This is a genomic window from Candidatus Amarolinea aalborgensis, assembly GCF_900491745.1.
In the GTDB taxonomy this organism is placed as follows: domain Bacteria; phylum Chloroflexota; class Anaerolineae; order SSC4; family Amarolineaceae; genus Amarolinea; species Amarolinea aalborgensis.
This window is the reverse complement of sequence record NZ_UETR01000030.1, coordinates 1-20712: the sequence shown is the minus strand read 5'-3', so window position 1 is coordinate 20712 and position 20712 is coordinate 1. Positions and strand designations below refer to the sequence as shown.

The window sequence follows — 20712 nt, the reverse complement described above, 5'->3', positions numbered from 1 at the left end:
TTGGCATAGTACCTCTTTCTAGACCCCCGTCTTCACCGATTCCGATTCAATACAAGGCAGGACGAATGCTACTCACACAGTCAAGGACCAGGCATATCAACACCGTCACGCACGAGGGCAAAGTGTTGATTGTGGCCACAGTGGTTGAAAATGGCGCTGCCGCGCTCTACTATACCGTCAAGCAGGACGGCTTCGAAGACAGCGCGCTGCAGAACCTCAACGGCAGCGGCTGGGAGGCGTTCAAGCCGCTGGAATTGCCCAATGATCGCGTGGGCGACGCGTCGGTTGCGGCCAAGGAGCAGGCCGAATTGACCGACAAACAGGGCCAATACCTGCTGCGCTCGATCTACGACAGCGCCGCGTTGACCGCCGACGCGCCGGCGCAGCTTGTCTCGCACGACGGCCATCTCTATCTCTTCCGCCAATCCACGCGCAGCACGCTGCTGGTGGATCGTTTCGTGCTGGACGGTATGACCAATACGCTGACCCCCAAGCTGGAAGTGCGCTTCAAACGCAGCCGCCAACGGTACGCCCCGCTCAAAGCCATGAAGATCAACAGCGGCGGCCAGATGGAATCGCTCGATTCGCTGGACTTCCGCGACATGCAGAATCGGCCTTTCACCGAGCCGACGACGGAGCTTTGCCCCGAGCTGCTCAGCCAACTGCAGAACGGCTGGTTCGGCGTGGTTGTCACCCCGACCAATGAACAAGAGAATTACCGCTGGCACATCTTCGCCCACAACCGCAGCAGCGGCAAGGTTGATCTGGTGACGCTGCGCGCGGGCAGCGACCAGCTCTTCGACCTGCAAGACTATTGGTTTCGCACGATAGACCCCATCACCGACCAGGTGCAGTATGAAAGCATCCCCGGCCTCATCCACCGCCAGCTGGAGCTGCAGGACAGCGCTGGCGCGCCGTTAGCCGCCTCCAACGGGCTGGCGGCTATCACCTATGACGTGCAGCGGGAGCAGCAGACCCAGAATGGGCCGCAGCTGATGCGCGACGCCAGCAAGGTGCTGCTGGCTGTGCCCACGGCCGCGGGCACGGCGACCCTCAGCTTTGCGATTGGCGCGGACGGCCGCCTGGCGCAGATTGCCGCCGACAGTAAGGACCAGCTGCTGCGCAGCCAGGAGCGCGAGATCTTGCTGCCGCTCAACCTGCTCGACAACATTCGCGCCGTGGGCGACAGCACGGCCGCGCCGGCTGGTGTGATCACCGGCATGCGCCGCTCCGACGACGACGACAGCGCCGACCGGGTGCGCGTGCAGGTGAGCGCGGATGACAAGCAAGCGGTGAGCCGGCTCAAGAGCGGCGACACGGTCAAGCTGAGCAACACCACGAGCTATAACGGTCTCTACCAGGTGGTAAAGGCCGCCGACGGCAGTTTTATCATCGAAGCGCCCTTCAAGTATGGCGAGCTGGGCGACTGGGAGAAGGTGGAGGAAGAAGAGAGTGGGCTGATCTTCGACGGTATGCTGACAGGGTATGAAAAAGCCGACGACGGCAAGCTCAGAGTTCACGCGGTCAACCACGGTCTGGCGGCCGGCGACCTGGTGCAGATCATGGGCGATGGCGATTACAGCGGCGAATACCCGGTGCTCCAGCACGACGAAGGCAGTTTCACGATCGAGCGACCCTGGGCTGGCGGTGAGGCGGTCAACATCAAGCTGGAGTCGCGCAAGCGCCGCGGCCTGGCGCTGGACGGCAAGCGCGATTGGATCAGCGCGCCTTTTTCGCAGCCGATCAACCTCAGCGCCGGCTTCACGGTGGAGGCCTGGGTCAAACTGAACAGCGACGCCGATCAGACGGTGCTGGCCACCCAGGTGGAGAGCAAACCGGGCACAGTGGCAAGCCAGGCCGCAGCCACCGCGACCTTGGCGCTGCGCAGCGGCAAGTTCACCGTGGCCATCACCCGCCCAGTGCTGGGGCGGACCAGCGCGCTGCGGATCGAATCCGCGGCGCCGGCGCCGCTGCGCGAATGGGTGCATGTGGCGTGCACCTTCGACGGCAAGGAACTGCATCTGCTGGAAAACGGCGCGGTTACGGCCACGGTCACAGTCGAGGAGCTGAACCGCAAAGCCAGGAGCGGTCAAGATGCGCTGGTGAAACAGCTGGAGAAAGAAGCCGCCGAGCTGCAGGCTGCCTATGCCGCCAACCCAAAGCACCCCGCCAACTACTGGTTCCGCATGGTGCTGCGCGCCGATGAAAAAGTCGTGACCGCCGGGTTGGAGACCAGTTTGAGCCGGGACCAGGTTGATCACCGCGCCGAGCAGCTCTGGCGTTTGGAGCCGCAGGGCGATGGTTCTTTTGCCATTCGCAACAAGGCGACCAACCGGGTGCTGGAATATGTGATGGCCGATCGTCCTGTCCAGCAGACAGAATGGCGCAGCGCCGACAGCCAGAAGTGGACGTTGGAGGCCAACGCCAACAATTTCTACACCTTCCACACCAAGACCGACGGCAAGGTGCTAGACGGTTATCTCGGCGGCTTCCTTGTGGGCAACCCCTGGCCGGCGGATATGGTCAACGCCCACTGGCAGCAGTGGCGGCTGGAAGCCGTAGGGCGGGCGCTGGCCGTAGAGATGCAGGCCGCGTTGGATGCGCTGCAAGGCAAGGGCAATCAGCGCAAACCCAGTTTCAGCCTCAGCGTCAGCGCCCTCAGCCTGGCTGCCGCGCCGCAGATCAAAGCGGGCAAGGTGCAGCCGGCCGACCTGCTGCAAGGGCAGTTGGCGGATGCGCGGCTTTGGACCATCGGGCGGAGCGACAAGGAAATTGCCGACGCCATGCACCTGCAGTTGACCGGCCGCGAGGTCGGGCTGGCGGGTTACTGGCGGTTGGGCGGCATCGCCCTGGAGGAGGATGGCAGCCAGCGCGTTTTCGACTTTTCGGTCAACGCCAATCACGGCGTGGTGCAGGGCGCGCCTTATGCTGGCGGCGTCACCCTGGGCCGCACCCTGCGCGACGGCAAGACCGACGCGGTCAAGTTTAGCAACGACGATCTCTTCGCCGTGCGCGAGGGCGCGATCTACATCGAGAGCTTCGAGTTCCGCACCGACAAGCCGGTTGATCCCATGAATGCGGATGGCAAGAAGGGCGTCATCTTCGCGCCGTCGCTGTGGGGACGGCTGAGCCGCAGCGCAGCGCAGAAGCTGAGCTTCGCGCCCATGCAGGAGAAGTTCCTGTTCGAGGATGTCGGCGACGGCTGGCAGCGCGCCGCCTGCCGCTTCATCGTCCCCGAAGGCGTGCGTCTGCTGCGCTGCTTCGAGGTGGCGAGCGTGACAGGCGACTGGAGCACGCTGGAGGTGCGCCGACATGCGCTTAAGTTGGTTTCCGACACGGTGACGAAGCGCGCGCTCGTCGAACCGGCCAAACTGCCTGCGCTGGCAAGCTCGTTGACCAACCCTGCCCAACCCGCCGAGCTGCTGCGCGAACTCGACAGCAAGGAAAGAGAAGAAGCGCCGCTCGTCACCCGCCAGAAGGAGCTGGAGCGGCTGCTGGGCGACATCGCCAATCGCAACGAGACCGAACGACGCCGCAACGACTATCAAAACCTTGTGCAGTCGCTGACCTGGGCGCGCGACGCCCGCCAGCGTGAATACGATGCAGCGATAGCCGCGCCCCCTGAGGGCGAAGTGAAGACCGACCTGTGGGGCGAGGGCAACGATGCCACCCACATCGACTGGCACATCCATACGGCGGAGATTCTCGCGCCCGCTGGGAAGCGGGTGACGGGCGTGCAGTTCTACAATCTGAGCGCCCGGCTGGCCGTCAAAATCCGCTGCGCCAATCCAGACGGCTCCGGTGAAGAATGGGTGGTGAACGAGGATCTGTACGGCAATGCGGGCAATGCGGCCGAGCACCAGGACTGGATTGACACTGCGCCGGTCAAGTGTCCCAAGGACAAAGTGGTGACCGGCGTGCAGTTCTACAAGAAGGGGAACCGCAGCGCCATCAAGATCCGCTGCAGCTATCCCTGGGGCGGGGGAGACGAATGGGTGCTGAACGATGCGGATGCCGGTTTCTTTCGCTCGCGCCGCAGCGAGCAGAACGATTTCATTGACCTACACCCGGTGACGGTTGGCGCGGACCAGGTTATTTCCGGGTTGCAGATCCGCCAGTATGGGAACCGTATTGCGCCGCAACTGGCCTATTACAGCGTAGCGGAGATCAACCGGACCAGAAACGCCCTGAACAGCGCGAACTACGAGCTCTCTGCCGCCCAGGCGGAACTTGCCCGCCTGAACCAGGCGCTTGGCAGCAGCGACAGCCAGCGCCAGCAGTGGCAGGCTGAATTGGATGAGATCAACCGCCAGCTCGCCGCGGTTCGCCAGCGTATGGCCGAATTGACGACCAGCTATCTCGAGTTGATCGCCAAAGCCAACAGCACTGCCCAGTCCATGCCCGACTTGCCCGATCAGAAAGACCCAAGCGGCCTGCAGGTGCAGGGCGCGCTGCTGCCCTTCGCTGTGTCTGCCACCCGCCTGCATGCGATGGAAAGCTGCGCCGGCCGCGTCACCCTCAGCTATCAAGATGGCGGCGGCAATCTGCGACAGACCCATTACGACGCCGCCTACGACGCTGATGGCAAGGGCGAGGAGTGGCTGCCCGATGGCTACCGCGCCGCCCTGGCGCTGGATGGGCGCGGCCCAGCCCTGCCGTTGCCCGCGACCGTCTTTGCCGACCTGAGCAACCAGGTCACGATTGAGTTCTGGGCCAAGGGCGGCAGCGATCTGCCGAAAGTCAACGCCCTGCTGGGCGCGCTGGACAGCGGCGGCAACCGGCGCCTGTGCATCCAACTGCCCAACGAGAAGGGCGAGGTGGTCTGGGAAGCGGGCCAGAAGCCGGCCAACGGCGCCATTGACACTCTGGCCCAACTCGCCGACGCCAGCCTCTACCGCGGGCGCTGGACGCACTGGGCTTTTGTCAAGGATGGCAGCGCGGGCGAGATGCGCATCTACGTGGACGGCAAGCTGTGGGCGAAGAACGATCCCAAGGCCAAAGATGGCGGCCCACGTCAGCAATCGCTGAGCAGCATCAGCCAGGCGGCGCTGGGCGGCTTCCCAAACCAGCGCCCCAACTGGCATGGGCAGCTGTGCGAGCTGCGCATCTGGAACGTGGCGCTGGGCGAGCGGGAGATCGAAGCCAACAGCGTGCTCACACTCAGCGGCGCAGAGCCGGGGCTGAGCGCCTATTACCCGCTCAACGAAGCGCAGGGCGACCTGGCGCGTGACCACACCGGGCGCGGCCAAGCCTTCAGTATCGCCGGCGGCGCCTGGGCGCCCTGCACCGCGCCGATCGGCCGGCTGCAGCGCTTCCCTCTCGTGCTGCTCGGCCCACGCGCATCATTCGATGGAACCAACGCCATCACGCTGCCGGAGATGACCCCAGACTTCAGCGACGGCATCTCCATCGAAGCGCGCGTGCGCTTCGATCAGTTCCGCACCTGGTCGCGGATCATTGATCTGTGCGACGCCACGACTGCAAAAACAATCCTGCTGGCGAACAAGGAGGACAGCCGACGTCTCATCTTTCAAGTCCACCGGGGCGGCGGCGTTGTCTCGACCCTGGAAGCGTCAACGGACCTGCCGCAGGGGCAATGGGTGCATGTGGCCGCCGTCATCGAGAAGGATGGGCAAGGGCATGTTTATGTGGACGGCGTCGAGGTCGCCGCGGGCAAGATGGAACTGCCCGAGCGCGTGGCGCGCGTCTACAACTACCTGGGCAAGGGCAGTTGGGGCAACCCGCTGTTCCAGGGCGAAATGGAGGCGGTGCGGCTCTACACCTACGCGCTGAGCGGCCAGGAAGTGAAGGGACTGATGCACGGCAGCTTCGAGGCCGCGGTCATCTGCGCTGAGTACAGTCGCGTGCGCGTGGATGCCCAACGGCGCAAGTCGGTGATGATGCTGCGCGGCCTGGCGCTGCCCACCCTGGGCGGGCTGCGGCTGCTGGACGAACAGCGCATCGAAGAGCTGGAGATGCAGTGGATTGGCAACGCCCAGATCAAGCCGACGCTGATCGGCTACATCGAAGGCGCGCCGCCGCTGCCCAGCGAAAACCTGACCGAGGAACAGGACTACAACGGCGCGACCACCGTGGAGTTGATTCAGTCGAGCGATGTGGAGTACAGCTGGACGCGCGAACAGGATGTCAGCCTGGGCGCAGAGGCCTCGCTGTTCGTCGGCGTGGATGCCAAGGTGAGCGCCGGCATCGGGGTCGAGACGGAGCTGTTGAGCACGCGGGCCGGTATGAACGTGGCGACCAACTTTGCCTACCACTGGCAGAACGCCAGCACGGTTGGCGCCAGCCACAGCCTGATGAGCAGCGACCGTCTGGAACTGCGCGGCATGCAGGAGGCCGAGGCGCGCTTTCCGCACCTGGGCCAGCGCTTCATCCCCAAGAACATCGGCTACGCGCTGGTGGTCAGCGGGCTGGCCGACGTGTTTGTGAGCAAGCTGCGCCGCAGCGGGCGCATGATCGGCTACCAGGTCTTGCCCGTGGAAGGCGTGCCGCTCGACGTCAACACCATCACGTTCCTGATCAACCCGGCTTACACGATGGCCGGCAGCCTGGATGGGCTGACCGGCAGCCACGCCACTACCGACCGTTTCTTCCGGCACGTGCCGGAGATGCGCAGCCAGTACGGCTCGCTCTATCCCGCCAGCTACTTCCGCCTGAAGGAAGCCTACGATCTCAAGGCGCAGATTGATGAGCAGGACAAGCTGCACCAGGCTTACTTCAACCAGTTCAATGCCGGACTGGTGGACGAGAGCTCGCTGGACCGGCAGGTGGGCGGCGCAACGTCTACCGAGGACGTGGTGGGCGTGCGCAGCCAGGATCGCAATGACAGCCGCGTCGAACAGGAGATGCGCGAGCTGGACAAGAAGATCGAGGACGCGGAAGGCGAGCTGACCGCGCTGCAGCGGCAGATCCCGGCCAACCAGGCCGAAATCGCCAAGAAACAGAAAGAACTGGACGACCTGAAGCAGCAGAAGCGCGAAAAAGAGCAGGCGGGACGCACCGAGGCCGGGGAGCAACGCCAGGCCGATATCGCGAAGGCGCACACGGACCTGTCGGCCCGCGCCAACGCGTCGGACAGCTTCGCGAGCTGGCAGATCAAGATGCAGAACCTCCAGGTGCGCGCCGGCAAGCGCAACATCGTCAACACCTACGTCTGGGATGGGGACGGCGGCTTCCACGCGGAGGAGCAGCAGTTCGCCAGCACGGTCGAACATTCCATCGGCGGATCGTTCGACTTCGGCTTTGGCATCGGCGGCGAAGGCGCGTTTGCCGTCAGCGGCGTCGCTGTCGGCCTCACCGGCATGGCCAGCGTCAACATGACGCAGACCATGCACAAGACCGAACGCAGCAGCAAGGGGATGGAGCTGCACATAGATCTGAGCGGGGTGGAGAGCCGCGGCATCACCGATTACCGCGACTTCCCGATCCACCCGGGCGAGAAGGTGGACCGCTACCGCTTCATGAGCTTCTTCCTGGAAAACAGCGCCAACCACTGGCACGACTTTTTCAACTACGTCATAGACCCCGAATGGCTGGCCAGCAACGATGAAGAAGCGCGCGCGCTGCGGCAGGCGCAAAGCGCGCGGCCCAACAAGGTCTGGCGGGTGCTCCATCGCGTGACTTATGTCGAGCGTCCGGCGCTGATGGGCTTTGGCCGCCGCGTGGTCAAGAGGGACGAAGCGGCGGACGACATTCGGGCCCTGCGTGATCAGCTCACAGATTTGCAGGGCAAGGTGTCAACCCTGCAAAGGGAGATCAACGAGAAGCTGGATCAACTGTTGACCAGGAAGGCCTAGCGCCGCGGGTGGTCAGGATTTCAGGAAGAGCGGTCAGGCAGGCGCTCAGCCTGCACGGCAGCTCTTCCTGAAGGGCGGTTTTCATTTAGCCATTCGGGGCGGGCGCTTGCACCGCCGGCAGAAGCGCGGCCAGCGCCGCGACCAGGCGTTCGATGTCGGCTTCGTCGTTGTAGCCCTGCACCGACACACGCACGAATGGCTCCCGGTTCCAGGTGATGATCGGCGCCTCGATGCGCCGCTCGTTCCACAGCCTCTCCTTGAGAACTTCGGTGTCACACGCAGGCAGGCGCATGGTTGCCATCTGCCGAAACCAGACATCGTCATCTGGGCAGATCGGCGCCTGGCCGGTCAGCGCGTTGATTTGCTGTCGCGCCTGGCTGACCAGCGGACGGCAGGCCCGGCGCACACGCTCCCAATCGTGCGCGGCCTGGAAGTCAATCGCGGCTGGCGCCGACAGATAGGCGGCAATATCGTGTGTGCCGGTCCATTCCAGGTAATCAACAAAGCGTGATGAGCCTGGCTTCTCGCTTTCCCATCCCCAACTGATGATCAGCGGCTCGATCAGATGCTGGACGTCGGGCCGGGCAAACAGAAAGCCCGCGCCTTTGGGCGCACACAGCCACTTGTGGCAGTTGCCCGTGTAGAAGTCCGCGCCCAAGTCCAGCAGGTCTAACGGAATCTGGCCCGGCGCGTGCGCACCATCCACCACCGTCAGGATGCCGGCGGCGCGCGCCCGCTGGCAGATCGCTTTGACCGGCCAGGTCAATGCGGTGGGCGACGTGATATGGCTGAGGAAGATCACGCGTGTGCGCGGCGTCACGCCAGCCCACAACTGTTCCAGGACGGCTTCCGGCGTCGTTACCGGCAGCGGGATGGGCTGATTGATGTACACCGCGCCTTGTTTGCGGCACAACAGGCGCCAGGCGCGGTCCGTCGCGCCGTACTCATGATCGGTCGCCAGCACCTCGTCGCCAGGGCGCAGGGCCAGGCTGTGCGCCACGATGTTGACCCCGGTGGTGGCATTGGGCACAAAAACAATGTCGTCCGCGCCTGCGCCGAGATACGCAGCCAGCCGGCTGCGGGCCTGGGCCATCAGGTCGTTGAAACGCCGTCCCAGAAATTCTACGGGCTGCAATTCCAACTCGCGCTGCCAGGCCTGATAGGTTTCGAACACCGGCCGTGGGCATGCGCCAAAGGAGCCGTGATTGAGAAATGTCATGTCCGGGCGCAGGAGGAAGAGCGATTTCAAGTTCATGGTGCGATCCTTTTCACAAAACAAATGCGTCCGGCAGTATAGCATGAAGCCGCGGCGCCGCCAAGCACGATGAGTTGCTCTTGCTTGGCAAACGTGTTATCATCCGTCACATGAGCGACATTCTTCTTCTGATTGGCGTCATCCTGCCGCCGCCTGCCCTGGATAGCCTGGGGGGTGTGCGCCAGGAGTTCACCTTGCAGACGCCCTACGGCCCAGCCGGCCCCTTTGCACGTCGTGACCAGGTCCTGGTGCTGCCCTACTCCGGCTTGCCCGACCGCACCGATCCCCGCGCAACGCTGTGGGCCGCCAAAGACCTGGGCATCACGCGCATCATTGGATGGGATGCAGTCATTGGCCTCAACCCGCTGCTGCACCGGGGCAGCCTGCTCGTGCCAGACGATTTCATTGACTGGACGCGACACCAACCCACCACCTTCTTTGAACGCCGCGGCCTGGGCTACCTGCCGCAGATGCCGGCCTTCTGCCCGCAGTGTCGCCAGGCGCTCTTGCACGCGCTGCCGGACGCCGCCCCGCTGGGTGTGTATCTCGGCTTCGACGGCCCGCGCCGCGAAACCGCGGCCGAGGCGCGCCTCCTTCGCGCCTGGGGCAGCGATGTGCTCGGATTGAATCTCGTGCCAGAAGTCATCCTGGCCAAAGAGCTGGAGCTTTGCTTCGTCGGGTTGACCAGCGTGGTGGAGCCGGGCGCCGATCGTCTGCCGGACGATGGTCAGGCGGCCGCAGAGCCATCGCTCAGCGGTGAGCACAGCGGCGAATTCCGGCTGGCCTTGCGCCGTGTGCTGGAGGCGCTGCCGGGCATCGCCGCGGCCCTGCAAGGCCCGCGCACCTGCGCATGCGGCCAGAGTCAGGCCGGGTCACGCAGCCGCGGCGCGCTGGGCGATGACTGGAAAACCTGGTTTTGACCCACCATGCAGACGCGAGGACGCGATGATACCTGACGAACTGGGAACTGAACTGATCGCGGCTGGCCGCACCCTGGTGACGGCTGGTTGGGTCATGGGCCGCGGCGGCAATATAAGCGCACGCGTGGCGGAGGTCGTGTACATCACCGCCCGCGGCGCGGCGCTCGACGGTCTGGAATTGACTTCCTTTGTCGCTGTGGACGCAGCGACTGGCCTGGTTCTGGAGGGAGGGACGCCTTCGTCCGAACTGCCGATACACCTGGCTGCGTATCGCGGCGACGCCGAGATTGTCGCGGTCATTCATACCCATCCGCGCCACGCCATTGCCTGCGGCGTCGTGGGGCTGGAGGCGCCGGCGCTGACGCCCGATTTCTTCGTGCATGTGGGTGAACGCGCCCCCCTCGTGCCCTGTTTGCCGCCAGGCAGCCCGGCTTTGGGTGCGGCCGTTGCGGCTGCGCTGACGCAGGCGCCTGCCGTTCTGCTGCAAAATCATGGCCTTCTGACCGTCGGTCGCCGTGTGGAGCAAGCCCTGCTGCGCACCGCTTTAGTCGAGGAGGCGGCCCACATCCTGCTCTTGGCGCACAGCACGGCGCGTCCGATACACACGCTCAGCCGTGAGGCGCGCGAGGGCCTGCAAGCGATCCGCTACGCGCTCAACCACTAACCCGCAATCTGCTCAGGGCAAGAAGAAAAAGGCCAGGGCGACGATGGCGTAGAGGGCCAGCAGTTGCGCGCCTTCCAGCCAGTTCGATTCACCATCGAGCGACACGAAAGCCGCAATCAGAGCCGCCGCAAATAACGCAATAATCTCAAACGGATTGAAAACCAGGGTCAACTCGCGGCCGAAGAGCAGGCTGATGAAGACCAGAAGTGGGGCCACGAACAGGGCAATCTGCAGACTGGAGCCAATGGAGATGCCCAGGCTCAGGTCCATCTTGTTCTTGAGCGCCACCTGCACGGCGACCAGATGCTCGGCAATGTTGCCCACCAACGGGATGACGATGATGCCGAGGAAGAATTCGGACACGCCCAGGGCCGCCACGGTTGGCTCCACGGCGCCGACCAGAATTTCGCTCAGCCAGGCGATGAAGACGGTGGACACGGCGAGCACCGTCAGCGATTTGCGCACACTCCACACGGGGCCGCTGTGTTGGCTGTGGCTTTGATGATCTTTGCTGTCATCCTCCTGCCGGAAGCTGAAGAGAATGCCAAACAGGTAGATCACGATCATGACGACGGCAACCCACAGACTGAGCGCGTCCACTGAGAGAGGATGGGCGCGATCGGTGCTGAAGGAAAAGAGCGAGGGAATTGCCAGCGCGGCCGTCGCCAGCAGGAGCTGCGTGGCGTTGACCCCAGCCAGGCTGCGGTTGAAGTGCTGCCGTCCGTGCTTCAGCCCGCCCACGACCATGCTGAAGCCCATAATCAGCAGCATGTTGCCAATAATCGAACCGGTGATCGAAGCCTTGACCAGGTCGAACAGCCCGGCGCGTAGGGCGAAGATGGTGATGATCAGCTCAGCCGCATTGCCCAGGGTGGCATTGAGCAATCCGCCCACGCGGGGGCCGGTGTGCACCACCAGGTGCTCCGTGGCCTCGCCCAACAGCCCGGCCAAGGGGACGACGCCCAGGGCCGATACAGCAAAAACCAGCAACGGGCTCCAATGCAGCAGCGCCCCCAGAATGGCCAGGGGCACGAACACAAGCAAGACGCTCAAATACTTCATGGCGGCATCCTTCTCCCGACTTTTCTGTGTGGTCTATTCAGCCGGCCTGGCCGGCGTTTGAACAGTCCAACGTATCAGCTTATTTCTTGCGCGCACAGTAATCCAACCCCTGGCGCGCCTGCGGAATATCGGGGTTGATTTCCAGGGCCTTTCGGAGCCAGGAGACCGCGCTCGGGCAGTCTTCTGGTTCTTTGTACAAATAGGACAGGCCCAATTCGTAATAATACTCCGTCGTCGCCTGGTTCAGCGCGATGGCGCGCTCAAAGTATTCAACCGCTTTCTCGTAGTTACGTCGCAAATAGTAGGCTACCGCCAGATGTCCATAGGCCGGCGCATACTCTGGATCCACTTGCAGCGCCCGCTCCAGGGAGATCACCGCGCGGTCCGGCGCGCCGGCCAGGATATGCCCCCAGCCCAGCGCATCATAGCCATCCGCGCTTTTGGGATTGACGTTCACTGCACGTTGAAACTCGGGCAGCGCCTTTTCGTAATCGCTCAAAGCCAGGTAAACCCAGCCCTTGCCTACGTAGAGATAACCGAGCTTGGGATGTAGATCAATCGCCTTCTGGTACGCAGTGAGGGCTTCATCGCGTCGGCCCTGTTGGTCGAGGACGTAGCCCAGGTTGCGCCAACCTTCGATGCTCTTCTCGTCGAGTTTGACAGCCGTCTGTGCGGCCTCCAACGCCAACGCCCAAATGCCCTTGTCAATGTAGATCTCAGCCAGGTACGCATGGGCTTCAGCCAAATTGGGGTCGTTGTCCAACGCCTCCAGGGCCGTTTGCAGCGCTTCATCGTACTGCTTATTCCAGTCTTGCGCCATGCTCAGCACAGCCAGGTTCTGGGCGCTCTGTGGGTTCAGGTCAACGGCTTTTTGAGCCAGAACGACGGCCTTGGTCGCATGGCCGCGCAGGGCTTCCAGCTTCGCCTGCCAGCGCAGCGCCTCGTCGTTGTCTGGTTCCAACGCCGCCACCGCGGCGTAGGCAGCGCTGGCTTCCACAATTTGCCCGTTGGCATACAGCGATTCAGCGTCCGCCAGGTAAGACAGGGCGCTGCGGGTCGGTGTGGGAGTCGGCTCGCGCGGCAGCAGCGGATTGCGCAGCTCGATCAAGCTGGCCTGCTGATTGATGGCGTAGGCCGCGCCGACCAGGAGAAGCAGACCAACCAGGAAAAGTAACGGCGAACGGCGCTTGCGCCGTCGGCGATCAATGTACATAGGTGACAAACGCAGATGGTAGAACGGTCATCTGATCTATAACTCAACGATTGTTCTTGACTGACGTCAGGCGTTGGCCGGCAGCCGCAGGGCGATTATACCACACGGTTGACTGAAAACACTATCTTGGCCCTCTGGCTGCCAGATTGCAGCCATCTATTGTTGAAGCGGGTACTTCGTGGTATAATCTGCCCGTCTGGAACTTTTGCCCCTTTTGCCAATTTATCGCCGACTGGAGGAAAGCATGTCGAGGGTAGCCATTGTATCTGAACCTATACGCAGCAACGAGGCCGTTGCTGAACAAGATAAGTCCGTGGTTGAACGACAAGGCAAGGACATTTTCGCCAAATGTGCAGGCGCCTTTGTAGAGGCTCGCCAGGCGATGGCGCAGGGTTACTACCCCTATTTCTTGCCGCTTTCAGAAAATGATGGGACCGAAGTCGAGTATCATGGTCATCGGTTGATTATGGCTGGCTCGAATAATTACCTGGGCCTGACGACCGATCCGCGCGTGAAGGAAGCATCGCTGGAAGCGACAAGACGTTTTGGCACGAGCTGCACGGGCTCGCGCTTCCTCAACGGCAGCCTGGATATGCACGAGCAACTGGAGCGCGAACTGGCCGAATTCGTGGGCAAAGAAGCAGCCCTGGTCTTCAGCACCGGTTTTCAGGTTAACTTGGGCACCATCTCCGCGCTGGTTGGCCGCGACGATTATGTGGTGGTTGACCGCGATGATCATGCCAGCATCGTGGATGGCTGCCGTCTGGCCTTGGGCGAGATGAAACGCTTCAAGCATAACGACCCGCGCGACCTGGCGCGTGTGCTGGCCAGTCTCCCCGCGGATCGCGGCAAGCTCGTCGTGGTGGATGGCGTCTTCAGCATGGGAGGCGATATCGCGCCGCTGCCTGAGTATGTTCCGGTCTGTCAGCGTTACGGCGCTCGCCTGATGGTGGATGATGCCCACTCCATCGGCATCCTGGCTGACGGCCGCGGCACCGCGGCCCATTTCGGGGTGACGCAGGGCGTTGACCTGATCATGTGCACCTTCAGCAAAGCCTTTGCCTCACTCGGCGGTTTCATCGCCGGCGACGAAGAGGTCATTTTCTACATCAAGCACGCCGCGCGTCCCTTCATCTTCAGCGCCTCGATGCCCCCGTCCAACACGGCCGCGGCGTTGGCCGCCTTGCGAATCATACGCGAGGAGCCGGAGCGCTGCCATCACGTGATTCAAAATGCCACGCGCGTCCGTCAAGGGCTTGCCAGCCTCGGCTTCAACACGGGTCAGAGTCAAACGCCCATCGTGCCGGTCATCATCGGCGATGACATGAAAACGATTCATACGTGGAAGGCGATGTTCGACGCCGGCGTCTTTGTCAATCCCGTCTTGCCGCCCGCCGTGCCGCCGAATTTGTCGCTTCTGCGCACCAGCTATATGGCAACGCACAACAATGACCAGTTGGATCGTGTGATTGAGACGTTTGCCCATGTGGGCAAGGAGATGGGACTCATTTAGGCGGGTTGTGATGGCGAAATTGGCGCTGGTAACCGGCGCAACTGGTTTCGTGGGTGCAAACCTGGCGGTCGCGCTGGCAGAAGCCGGCTGGCAGGTACGCGTGCTGCATCGCCCATCTTCCCAACTGGCCGCGCTGGAAGGGCTGACCTATGAATCTGCGCTGGGCGATGTGCTCGACCGTGATTCGGTGCAGAAGGCCATGGAGGGCTGCCAGGTAGTCTTCCATGCCGCGGGCGTGGCCGACTATTGGCGCAGCAGCCGCGAACGTATGTTCCAGGTGAACGTCGAGGGGACGCGCCATGTGATGGCGGCTGCGCTGGCCGCGGGCATACCTCGTGTGGTGCACACCTCATCGGCGGCCGCGCTGGGCATTCCACCGGCCGGACGCCCGGCCACGGAGTCGCAAACCTGGAACGTCTCTCCCGATCGCTTTCCTTATGGCTACAGCAAGCATTTGGCCGAGTTGGTCGTCCAGGACTATGTGGCGCAGGGCTTATCCGCGGTCATCGTCAATCCCACGGTGATCCTGGGGCCGCGCGATGTCAACCTCGGCTCAGTCAGCCTCATTGTCGGCGTCTACAAGCGCCAGCTGCCCTTTGTGCTGCCAGGTGGAGTCAATGCGATCGGCGTAGCCGACGTGGCCGCCGGACACCTCCTCGCCGCGGCGCGCGGCCAAAGCGGCGAGCGTTACCTGCTGGGCGGCCAAAACTTGAGCGTACCGGACTTTGCGCGCTTGATCGGCGACGTGATCGGTGTGCCCGCGCCGACCCTGGTTTTGCCCCGCGCCAGTGTGACGCCGCTGGCAGCCTTTGTGGGCCTGGCGAATCGGGTGTCGCCGTGGCCGCTGCCGGTAACCGCGGATTTGATCCGCCTGGGCGCCGAGCCGTTTTACTTCGACCCGTCGAAGGCCATCCGTGAGTTGGGCCTGCCCCAGACCCCGCTGCGCCAGGTCATTCAGGAGGCATTCGACTGGCTGCGCGCCCAGGGATATTTGCACTGACCTGAAGAGGATTTATGTCGGAATTGGAGTCGGTGGCTCGCCGCATCCTGAACTGCACCCTGTGCGACCTGTGCCAGGGGCGAACCCACGCGGTGCCCGGCGAAGGCCCGGAAAGCGCGCGCATCATGTTGATTGGCGAGGGGCCGGGCGCACAGGAAGATGTGCAGGGCCGGCCTTTTGTGGGCGCTTCTGGTCAGTTCATGCTGGAAACGCTGGCGACGATCGGTTTGCGCCGCCAGGATGTCTTCATCACGAATCTGGTGAAGTGTCGCCCCCCAGGCAATCGAGATCCGCTGCCTGACGAAATTCTGATGTGCAGCCAGACCTACCTGGACTTGCAGATCGAGCTGCTTGACCCGAAGATCATCATCACGTTGGGACGCTTTTCCTTGGGGCGCTTTGTGCCCCAGGCATCCATTTCGCGAGTGCACGGCCAACCGCAGTCCGTAGGCGGCCGGCTGATATATCCTCTGCTGCATCCAGCGGCGGCCTTGCGCCGTCCAGAATGGCGCCAGGCTTTCCAGGTGGATGTCGCGCGCCTGGCAGACTTAATCAAAAATTGAAGATCGAGAATCGAAAATCGAAAATGGAGATACGAGAGTGGAATCCGAAATACTGCGGGTGATCCCGCTAGGCGGCGTGGGCGAAATTGGCAAGAACATGCTGGCCCTCGAATACAATCAAGATATCCTGGTCATTGATGCGGGGCTCATGTTCCCCGAAAGCGACATGTTGGGCGTGGATGTGGTCATTCCTGACATTGAATACCTGGTCGAACGCAAAGACTGGGTGCGCGCGATCATTTTGACGCACGGCCACGAAGATCACATCGGCGCGCTGCCCTATATCCTGCCAGATCTGCCGGTGCCGGTCTATGCCACGCGCCTGACGCGCGGCCTGGTAGAGGTCAAGCTCAAGGAAGCGCGTATCACGGGGACGGAGATGCACACGATTGACACCAAAGACGTGCTGGAATTGGGGCCGTTCAAGGTGGAGTTCTTCCATGTCTGTCACAGCATTCCTGACGCCGTCGGTTTGGCGATCACCACGCCGGTTGGCCTGGTGGTGCATGTGACCGACTATAAGTTCGACGCGCATCCCGTAGATGGCAAGCTGACCGATTTTGCCAAGCTGAGCGAACTGGGCGATCGCGGCGTGCTCCTGCTGCTGAGCGATTCGACGAACGCGGAACGCCCGGGCTTTACGCCGTCCGAGCGGGAAGTAGGCGTCGCCTTTGATCGGCTGTTCGGCCAGGCAACGGGGCGCGTGATCGTGGCGACTTTTGCGTCCAACATCTCGCGTGTGCAGCAGGTGATTACCACGGCGCGGCGCTACAACCGCCGCGTAGGCACCGTGGGGCGCAGCATGGTGAGCAACGTCAAGATGGCGTCGCAGCTCGGCTATCTCGATGCCACGGCTGAGGACTTGCTCAACACCGACCAGATCAACAACCTGCCGGCCAATCAAGTCGCCGTGGTCTGCACCGGCAGCCAGGGCGAACCGACCTCCGCCCTGGTGCGCATGGCGATGGAAGAGCACCGCCATCTGAAGATTCGCCCCGGCGACATGGTGATCATCTCCGCCACGCCCATCCCCGGCAACGAGGTGCTGGTCAATCGAACGATCAACAACCTCTTCCGCCTGGGCGCCGATGTACACTACTCCGACCTGGGAGATGTGCACGTCTCGGGCCATGGCAGTCAAGAGGACTACAAGCTGCTGTTTAGCTTGACGCGGCCGCGCTTTTTTGTGCCGATTCATGGGGAGTACCGGCACCTGGTCCTGCATGCACGCCTGGCGTTGGAAATGGGGATGACGGCCGAACAAGTGCAGGTCATCGAAAGTGGTCAGGTGCTGCTGGTGGAGGCCGAGCAGATCACCGTGGGCGAACGCGTGACAGAAGGCCATGTACTGGTGGATGGCATGACGGTGGGCGAGATCAGCGAAGTGGTGCTGCGTGATCGCCATCACCTGTCGCAGGACGGATTTGTGGTGGCGATTGTCGCTGTGGATTCCAAGGGCGAAGTCGTGGCGGCGCCGGAGATTCTCACGCGGGGCTTTGTCAGCGTGAATGACCGCGAGGACCTGCTGAACCAGGCGCGCGATCGCGTGTGGACGGCGGTGGCGCACAGCGCGCCGCACGGGACGATTACCAATCGCATCAAAGAAGTGCTGGCCGATTTTCTGTATCAGCAGACGCGACGCCGACCGATGATTTTGCCATTGGTGGTTGAGGTGTAGGAGAGAGCGGAGACTGGAGATCTGAGACCGGAGATCAGAGATCGCGTTCAGCTCAGGCGGCGGCGCGGGCGGCAGGCGTTTTGCGCTTTGTGTTTTGCACTAACTAGTTAGGGTGACACGGGATGGCCAAGGCAGCAAGCAAGAAGAGCAGTGGAAATCATAAGGACGGCCGTAAAGCCAAGGCGGCGGGTTCGAGTAAGCCGCGCGCGGCGCGCAGCGGTGCGGGCACGCGCAGCCGGCCGTCCAAACAGGAACCGTCCGGCCCCAACCTGGGTGAGCAGATGGACCGTTTCCTCGAATTCATGGTGCGCAACGACACCGTCGGCGTCATTTTGTTGGCCGCGGCTCTCATCACCTTCTTCAGTCTGATTTCGCCGCGCGGCACCTTGACCGAAGGCTGGATTCAAAGCCTGCGGCGCGGTTTCGGCGTCGGCGTCTGGTTGACGCCGCTGCTGTTCGGCATCGTGGGCCTCTGGCTGCTCCTACGCCGCGTCGCCAGCCATCGTGCACCGGCCCTGCCGCGCCTGGTGGGCCTGGGGGTGCTCTTCCTTGTCTTCGAAGTGCTGGCGCATCTACTGGCGAATTCGGCGGATCCCGAACTGCTGGCTGAACAGGGCGGCGGCGGCGGCCGCCTCGGTTTTAGCCTGAGCGACCTGCTCATCAACGGCATTGGCCCGGTCGGCGCCGCTCTCATCATCCTGCTGCTGACCGGTGTCGGGTTGCTGACCCTGGTTGGGCTGGATCGCACGCGCCGCGGCCTGGCCTATTTGCGCGGCGAGCCGCTGTCAACCGATGACCTCGGTGCAGGAACGCAGCCGCTGCTCGTCAATCCACCATTCATCACCGATATCGCGGACGCAGAGCCGCAGCCGCCCTCGATCTGGCAGCGCGCTCGCACCTGGTTGGGCGCCTGGCGCCAACCCGCCCGCGATGACCACGGCGACGTGTTGGAGCCGCGTGTCATCGGCAGCCTGCCGGTCGCCGGTGCATCTGTCTATCGCGGCGGAGCCGCCTCGGCCGCTGGCGCGGTGCAAACAGGCGCCGCCATCCGCAGCGCGGCGTCGCGACCCGGGGGCGCGGCGATCCCATCCTTCAGCGGCGCCACCCCCTCCTGGCAGCTGCCGCTCATCGAAGACGTTCTGGATGAAGCCATAGACCAGGAGCTTAGTGTAGAAGACCTGGCGCGCCGCGCCCGGCTGATCGAAGATACGCTGCGGGCGTTCGGCGTCCCGGTGACGGTGGTGGAGGTCAATCGCGGCCCGGCCGTCACCCAGTTTGGGCTGCGGCCAGACTTTGTCAAGAAGCGCTATCGCAAGAGCGAAACCGAATTGCAGCAGGAGGCGGTTCAGCGTCTGCGCGGCCTGCCCCGCGGCGAGCGTCTGCAGTGGGAAACAGAAGCGCGCACGCGCCTGGCGCGGTTGGGTCAAGAACAACCTTCGCCTGATCAAGTGGAAACGCAGATCGTTGAGATGCTCGTAGCCACGCTGGACAAATCGGTCGAGAAAGATGTCAAGATCAAGGTGGCCCGCATTCAAGCGCTCTCGAACGATCTGGCGCTGGCGCTCGAAGCATCGCCCATTCGCATCGAAGCGCCCGTGCCTGGGCGGTCCATCGTGGGTCTGGAAGTGCCGAACCGTCAGACAGCGCTGGTCACACTGCGCAGCGTCATGGAGTCGGAAGCCTATCTCAACATCAAATCACGGCTCAAACTGCCCCTGGGGCAGGATGTTTCCGGGCAGCCGGCCATCGGCGACCTGGCAAAGATGCCGCATTTGCTCATTGCCGGCGCCACCGGTTCCGGCAAGTCGGTCTGCGTCAACACGATCATCGCCAGTCTGCTTTTCAATCATACGCCCGACACCCTGCGCCTGCTGATGGTGGACCCCAAGATGGTGGAATTGACCACCTATAACGGAATTCCGCACCTGATTGCGCCAGTCGTGACCGAGGTGGACCGCGTCGTGCCGATCCTGGCCTGGGCCACGCGCGAGATGGATCGCCGCTACAAGATGTTCAGCCAGCTCGGCGCGCGCAACATCGAAAGCTTCAACGAGAAGCTGGCGGTCAAGGGTCAGCCCATCCTGCCCTTCATCGTCATCATCATTGACGAGCTGGCCGATCTGATGATGGCCGCGCCAGACGAAGTCGAGCGTTACATCTGTCGCCTGGCACAGATGGCCCGCGCCACGGGGATTCACCTGATTTTGGCGACGCAGCGTCCCAGCGTAGATGTCGTGACCGGCCTCATCAAGGCCAATTTTCCGGCTCGCATCGCCTTTGCCGTCACCAGTCAGATTGACTCGCGCGTCATCCTCGATCAACCGGGCGCGGAACGCCTGCTGGGCCGCGGCGACATGCTCTTCATGGATCCGACCTCGCCCAACCTGGCGCGTTTGCAGGGCTGCTTCGTCGCGGACCGCGAGCTGCATCACCTGGTGGAGCACTGGCAGAGTCAACAGCCGGCCAGCACCGGCGCGGCGGCATCCACGCCCACCATTGGGCAGACGCCTGCGGTCTCGTCCGCTCCCGCTGACGTATGGCACAGCCCGGCTGGCTTCGAGGCTCCACCGCCCGCCAGCCGTCCACTGACTCCATCCGCGCCCGCGTCGCTGCGCCTGCCGCCCCCGCCCGGCTACTCATCCTCCGCGCAGCCGACCGTCAACTGGCCGCGACCGGCCGCGCCGGGTCAGGCTGGAGCCAGCCCGCATCCTGCATCGCCGCCGGCATCCGCCGCGCCAGAAGCAGAGGAGCTGCTGACCACCACGCTGCCGCCGCCTGGCTCAGTCATCCAGGCGCCGCTCTTCGACGAGATGTTCGCCGGTCAGGCCGGCGCGCAACCGGCCCGCGACGCCCTCTTCGACGAGGCGGTCAACGTCGTGCGTGAAGCGGGTCGCGCCTCCGTGTCCCTCTTGCAGCGCCGCCTGCGCATCGGCTACACCCGCGCCGCGCGCCTCATCGAGCTGATGGAGCAAGAAGGCATCGTCGGCCCCGATCCTGGCGGTTCGCACGGCCGCGAGGTCGCGCCGGCGG

At 63.4% G+C, this 20712-nt stretch carries 11 protein-coding genes; 8 read left to right on the top strand and 3 right to left on the bottom strand.

What is annotated here, in order from left to right; translation table 11 throughout:
- The first annotated feature begins 65 nt into the window (after positions 1 to 65).
- Positions 66 to 7814: a LamG-like jellyroll fold domain-containing protein gene (locus ACPQ6D_RS20005; RefSeq protein WP_423226123.1), complete on the top strand. Its 7749-nt coding sequence runs from the start codon at positions 66 to 68 to the stop codon at positions 7812 to 7814.
- Between the two features lie 85 nt (positions 7815 to 7899).
- Here ACPQ6D_RS20005 and ACPQ6D_RS20000 read toward each other — a convergent pair whose 3' ends face one another.
- Positions 7900 to 9069 (bottom strand): aminotransferase class V-fold PLP-dependent enzyme, encoded by a 1170-nt coding sequence (locus tag ACPQ6D_RS20000; protein ID WP_423226122.1) that lies wholly within the window; start codon positions 9067 to 9069, stop codon positions 7900 to 7902.
- An 80-nt stretch (positions 9070 to 9149) separates the two neighbouring features.
- Here ACPQ6D_RS20000 and ACPQ6D_RS19995 point away from each other — a divergent pair, with 80 nt between their 5' ends.
- A complete protein-coding gene (locus ACPQ6D_RS19995; RefSeq protein WP_423226121.1) occupies positions 9150 to 9989 on the top strand; it encodes a phosphorylase family protein in 840 nt (279 codons plus the stop codon).
- A gap of 25 nt (positions 9990 to 10014) precedes the next feature.
- Entirely contained in the window at positions 10015 to 10653 is a 639-nt protein-coding gene (locus ACPQ6D_RS19990; protein ID WP_423226120.1) for a class II aldolase/adducin family protein, read from the top strand.
- 12 nt (positions 10654 to 10665) lie between these two features.
- Here ACPQ6D_RS19990 and cax read toward each other — a convergent pair whose 3' ends face one another.
- Both cax and ACPQ6D_RS19980 read right to left on the bottom strand, forming a co-directional pair.
- On the bottom strand, positions 10666 to 11715 hold the full coding sequence (gene cax / locus ACPQ6D_RS19985; protein WP_423226119.1) for a calcium/proton exchanger: 1050 nt from the start codon (positions 11713 to 11715) through the stop codon (positions 10666 to 10668).
- A 79-nt stretch (positions 11716 to 11794) separates the two neighbouring features.
- Positions 11795 to 12928, bottom strand: coding sequence for a tetratricopeptide repeat protein (locus tag ACPQ6D_RS19980; protein WP_423226118.1), 1134 nt, complete (start codon positions 12926 to 12928; stop codon positions 11795 to 11797).
- A gap of 313 nt (positions 12929 to 13241) precedes the next feature.
- Between ACPQ6D_RS19980 and ACPQ6D_RS19975 the strand changes: the two genes are divergently transcribed.
- The 5 genes from ACPQ6D_RS19975 to ACPQ6D_RS19955 form a co-directional block, all read left to right on the top strand.
- On the top strand, positions 13242 to 14441 hold the full coding sequence (locus ACPQ6D_RS19975) for an aminotransferase class I/II-fold pyridoxal phosphate-dependent enzyme (protein WP_423226117.1): 1200 nt from the start codon (positions 13242 to 13244) through the stop codon (positions 14439 to 14441).
- 10 nt (positions 14442 to 14451) lie between these two features.
- The gene (locus tag ACPQ6D_RS19970) at positions 14452 to 15441 is read left to right on the top strand and encodes an SDR family oxidoreductase (RefSeq protein ID WP_423226116.1); all 990 of its coding nucleotides are present in this window, start codon (positions 14452 to 14454) and stop codon (positions 15439 to 15441) included.
- A gap of 14 nt (positions 15442 to 15455) precedes the next feature.
- Positions 15456 to 16004: a uracil-DNA glycosylase family protein gene (locus ACPQ6D_RS19965; RefSeq protein ID WP_423226115.1), complete on the top strand. Its 549-nt coding sequence runs from the start codon at positions 15456 to 15458 to the stop codon at positions 16002 to 16004.
- A 37-nt stretch (positions 16005 to 16041) separates the two neighbouring features.
- Positions 16042 to 17682, top strand: coding sequence for a ribonuclease J (locus ACPQ6D_RS19960; protein ID WP_423226114.1), 1641 nt, complete (start codon positions 16042 to 16044; stop codon positions 17680 to 17682).
- Between the two features lie 122 nt (positions 17683 to 17804).
- On the top strand, positions 17805 to 20712 hold a 2908-nt coding region (locus ACPQ6D_RS19955), incomplete at its 3' end, for an FtsK/SpoIIIE family DNA translocase (protein WP_423226113.1).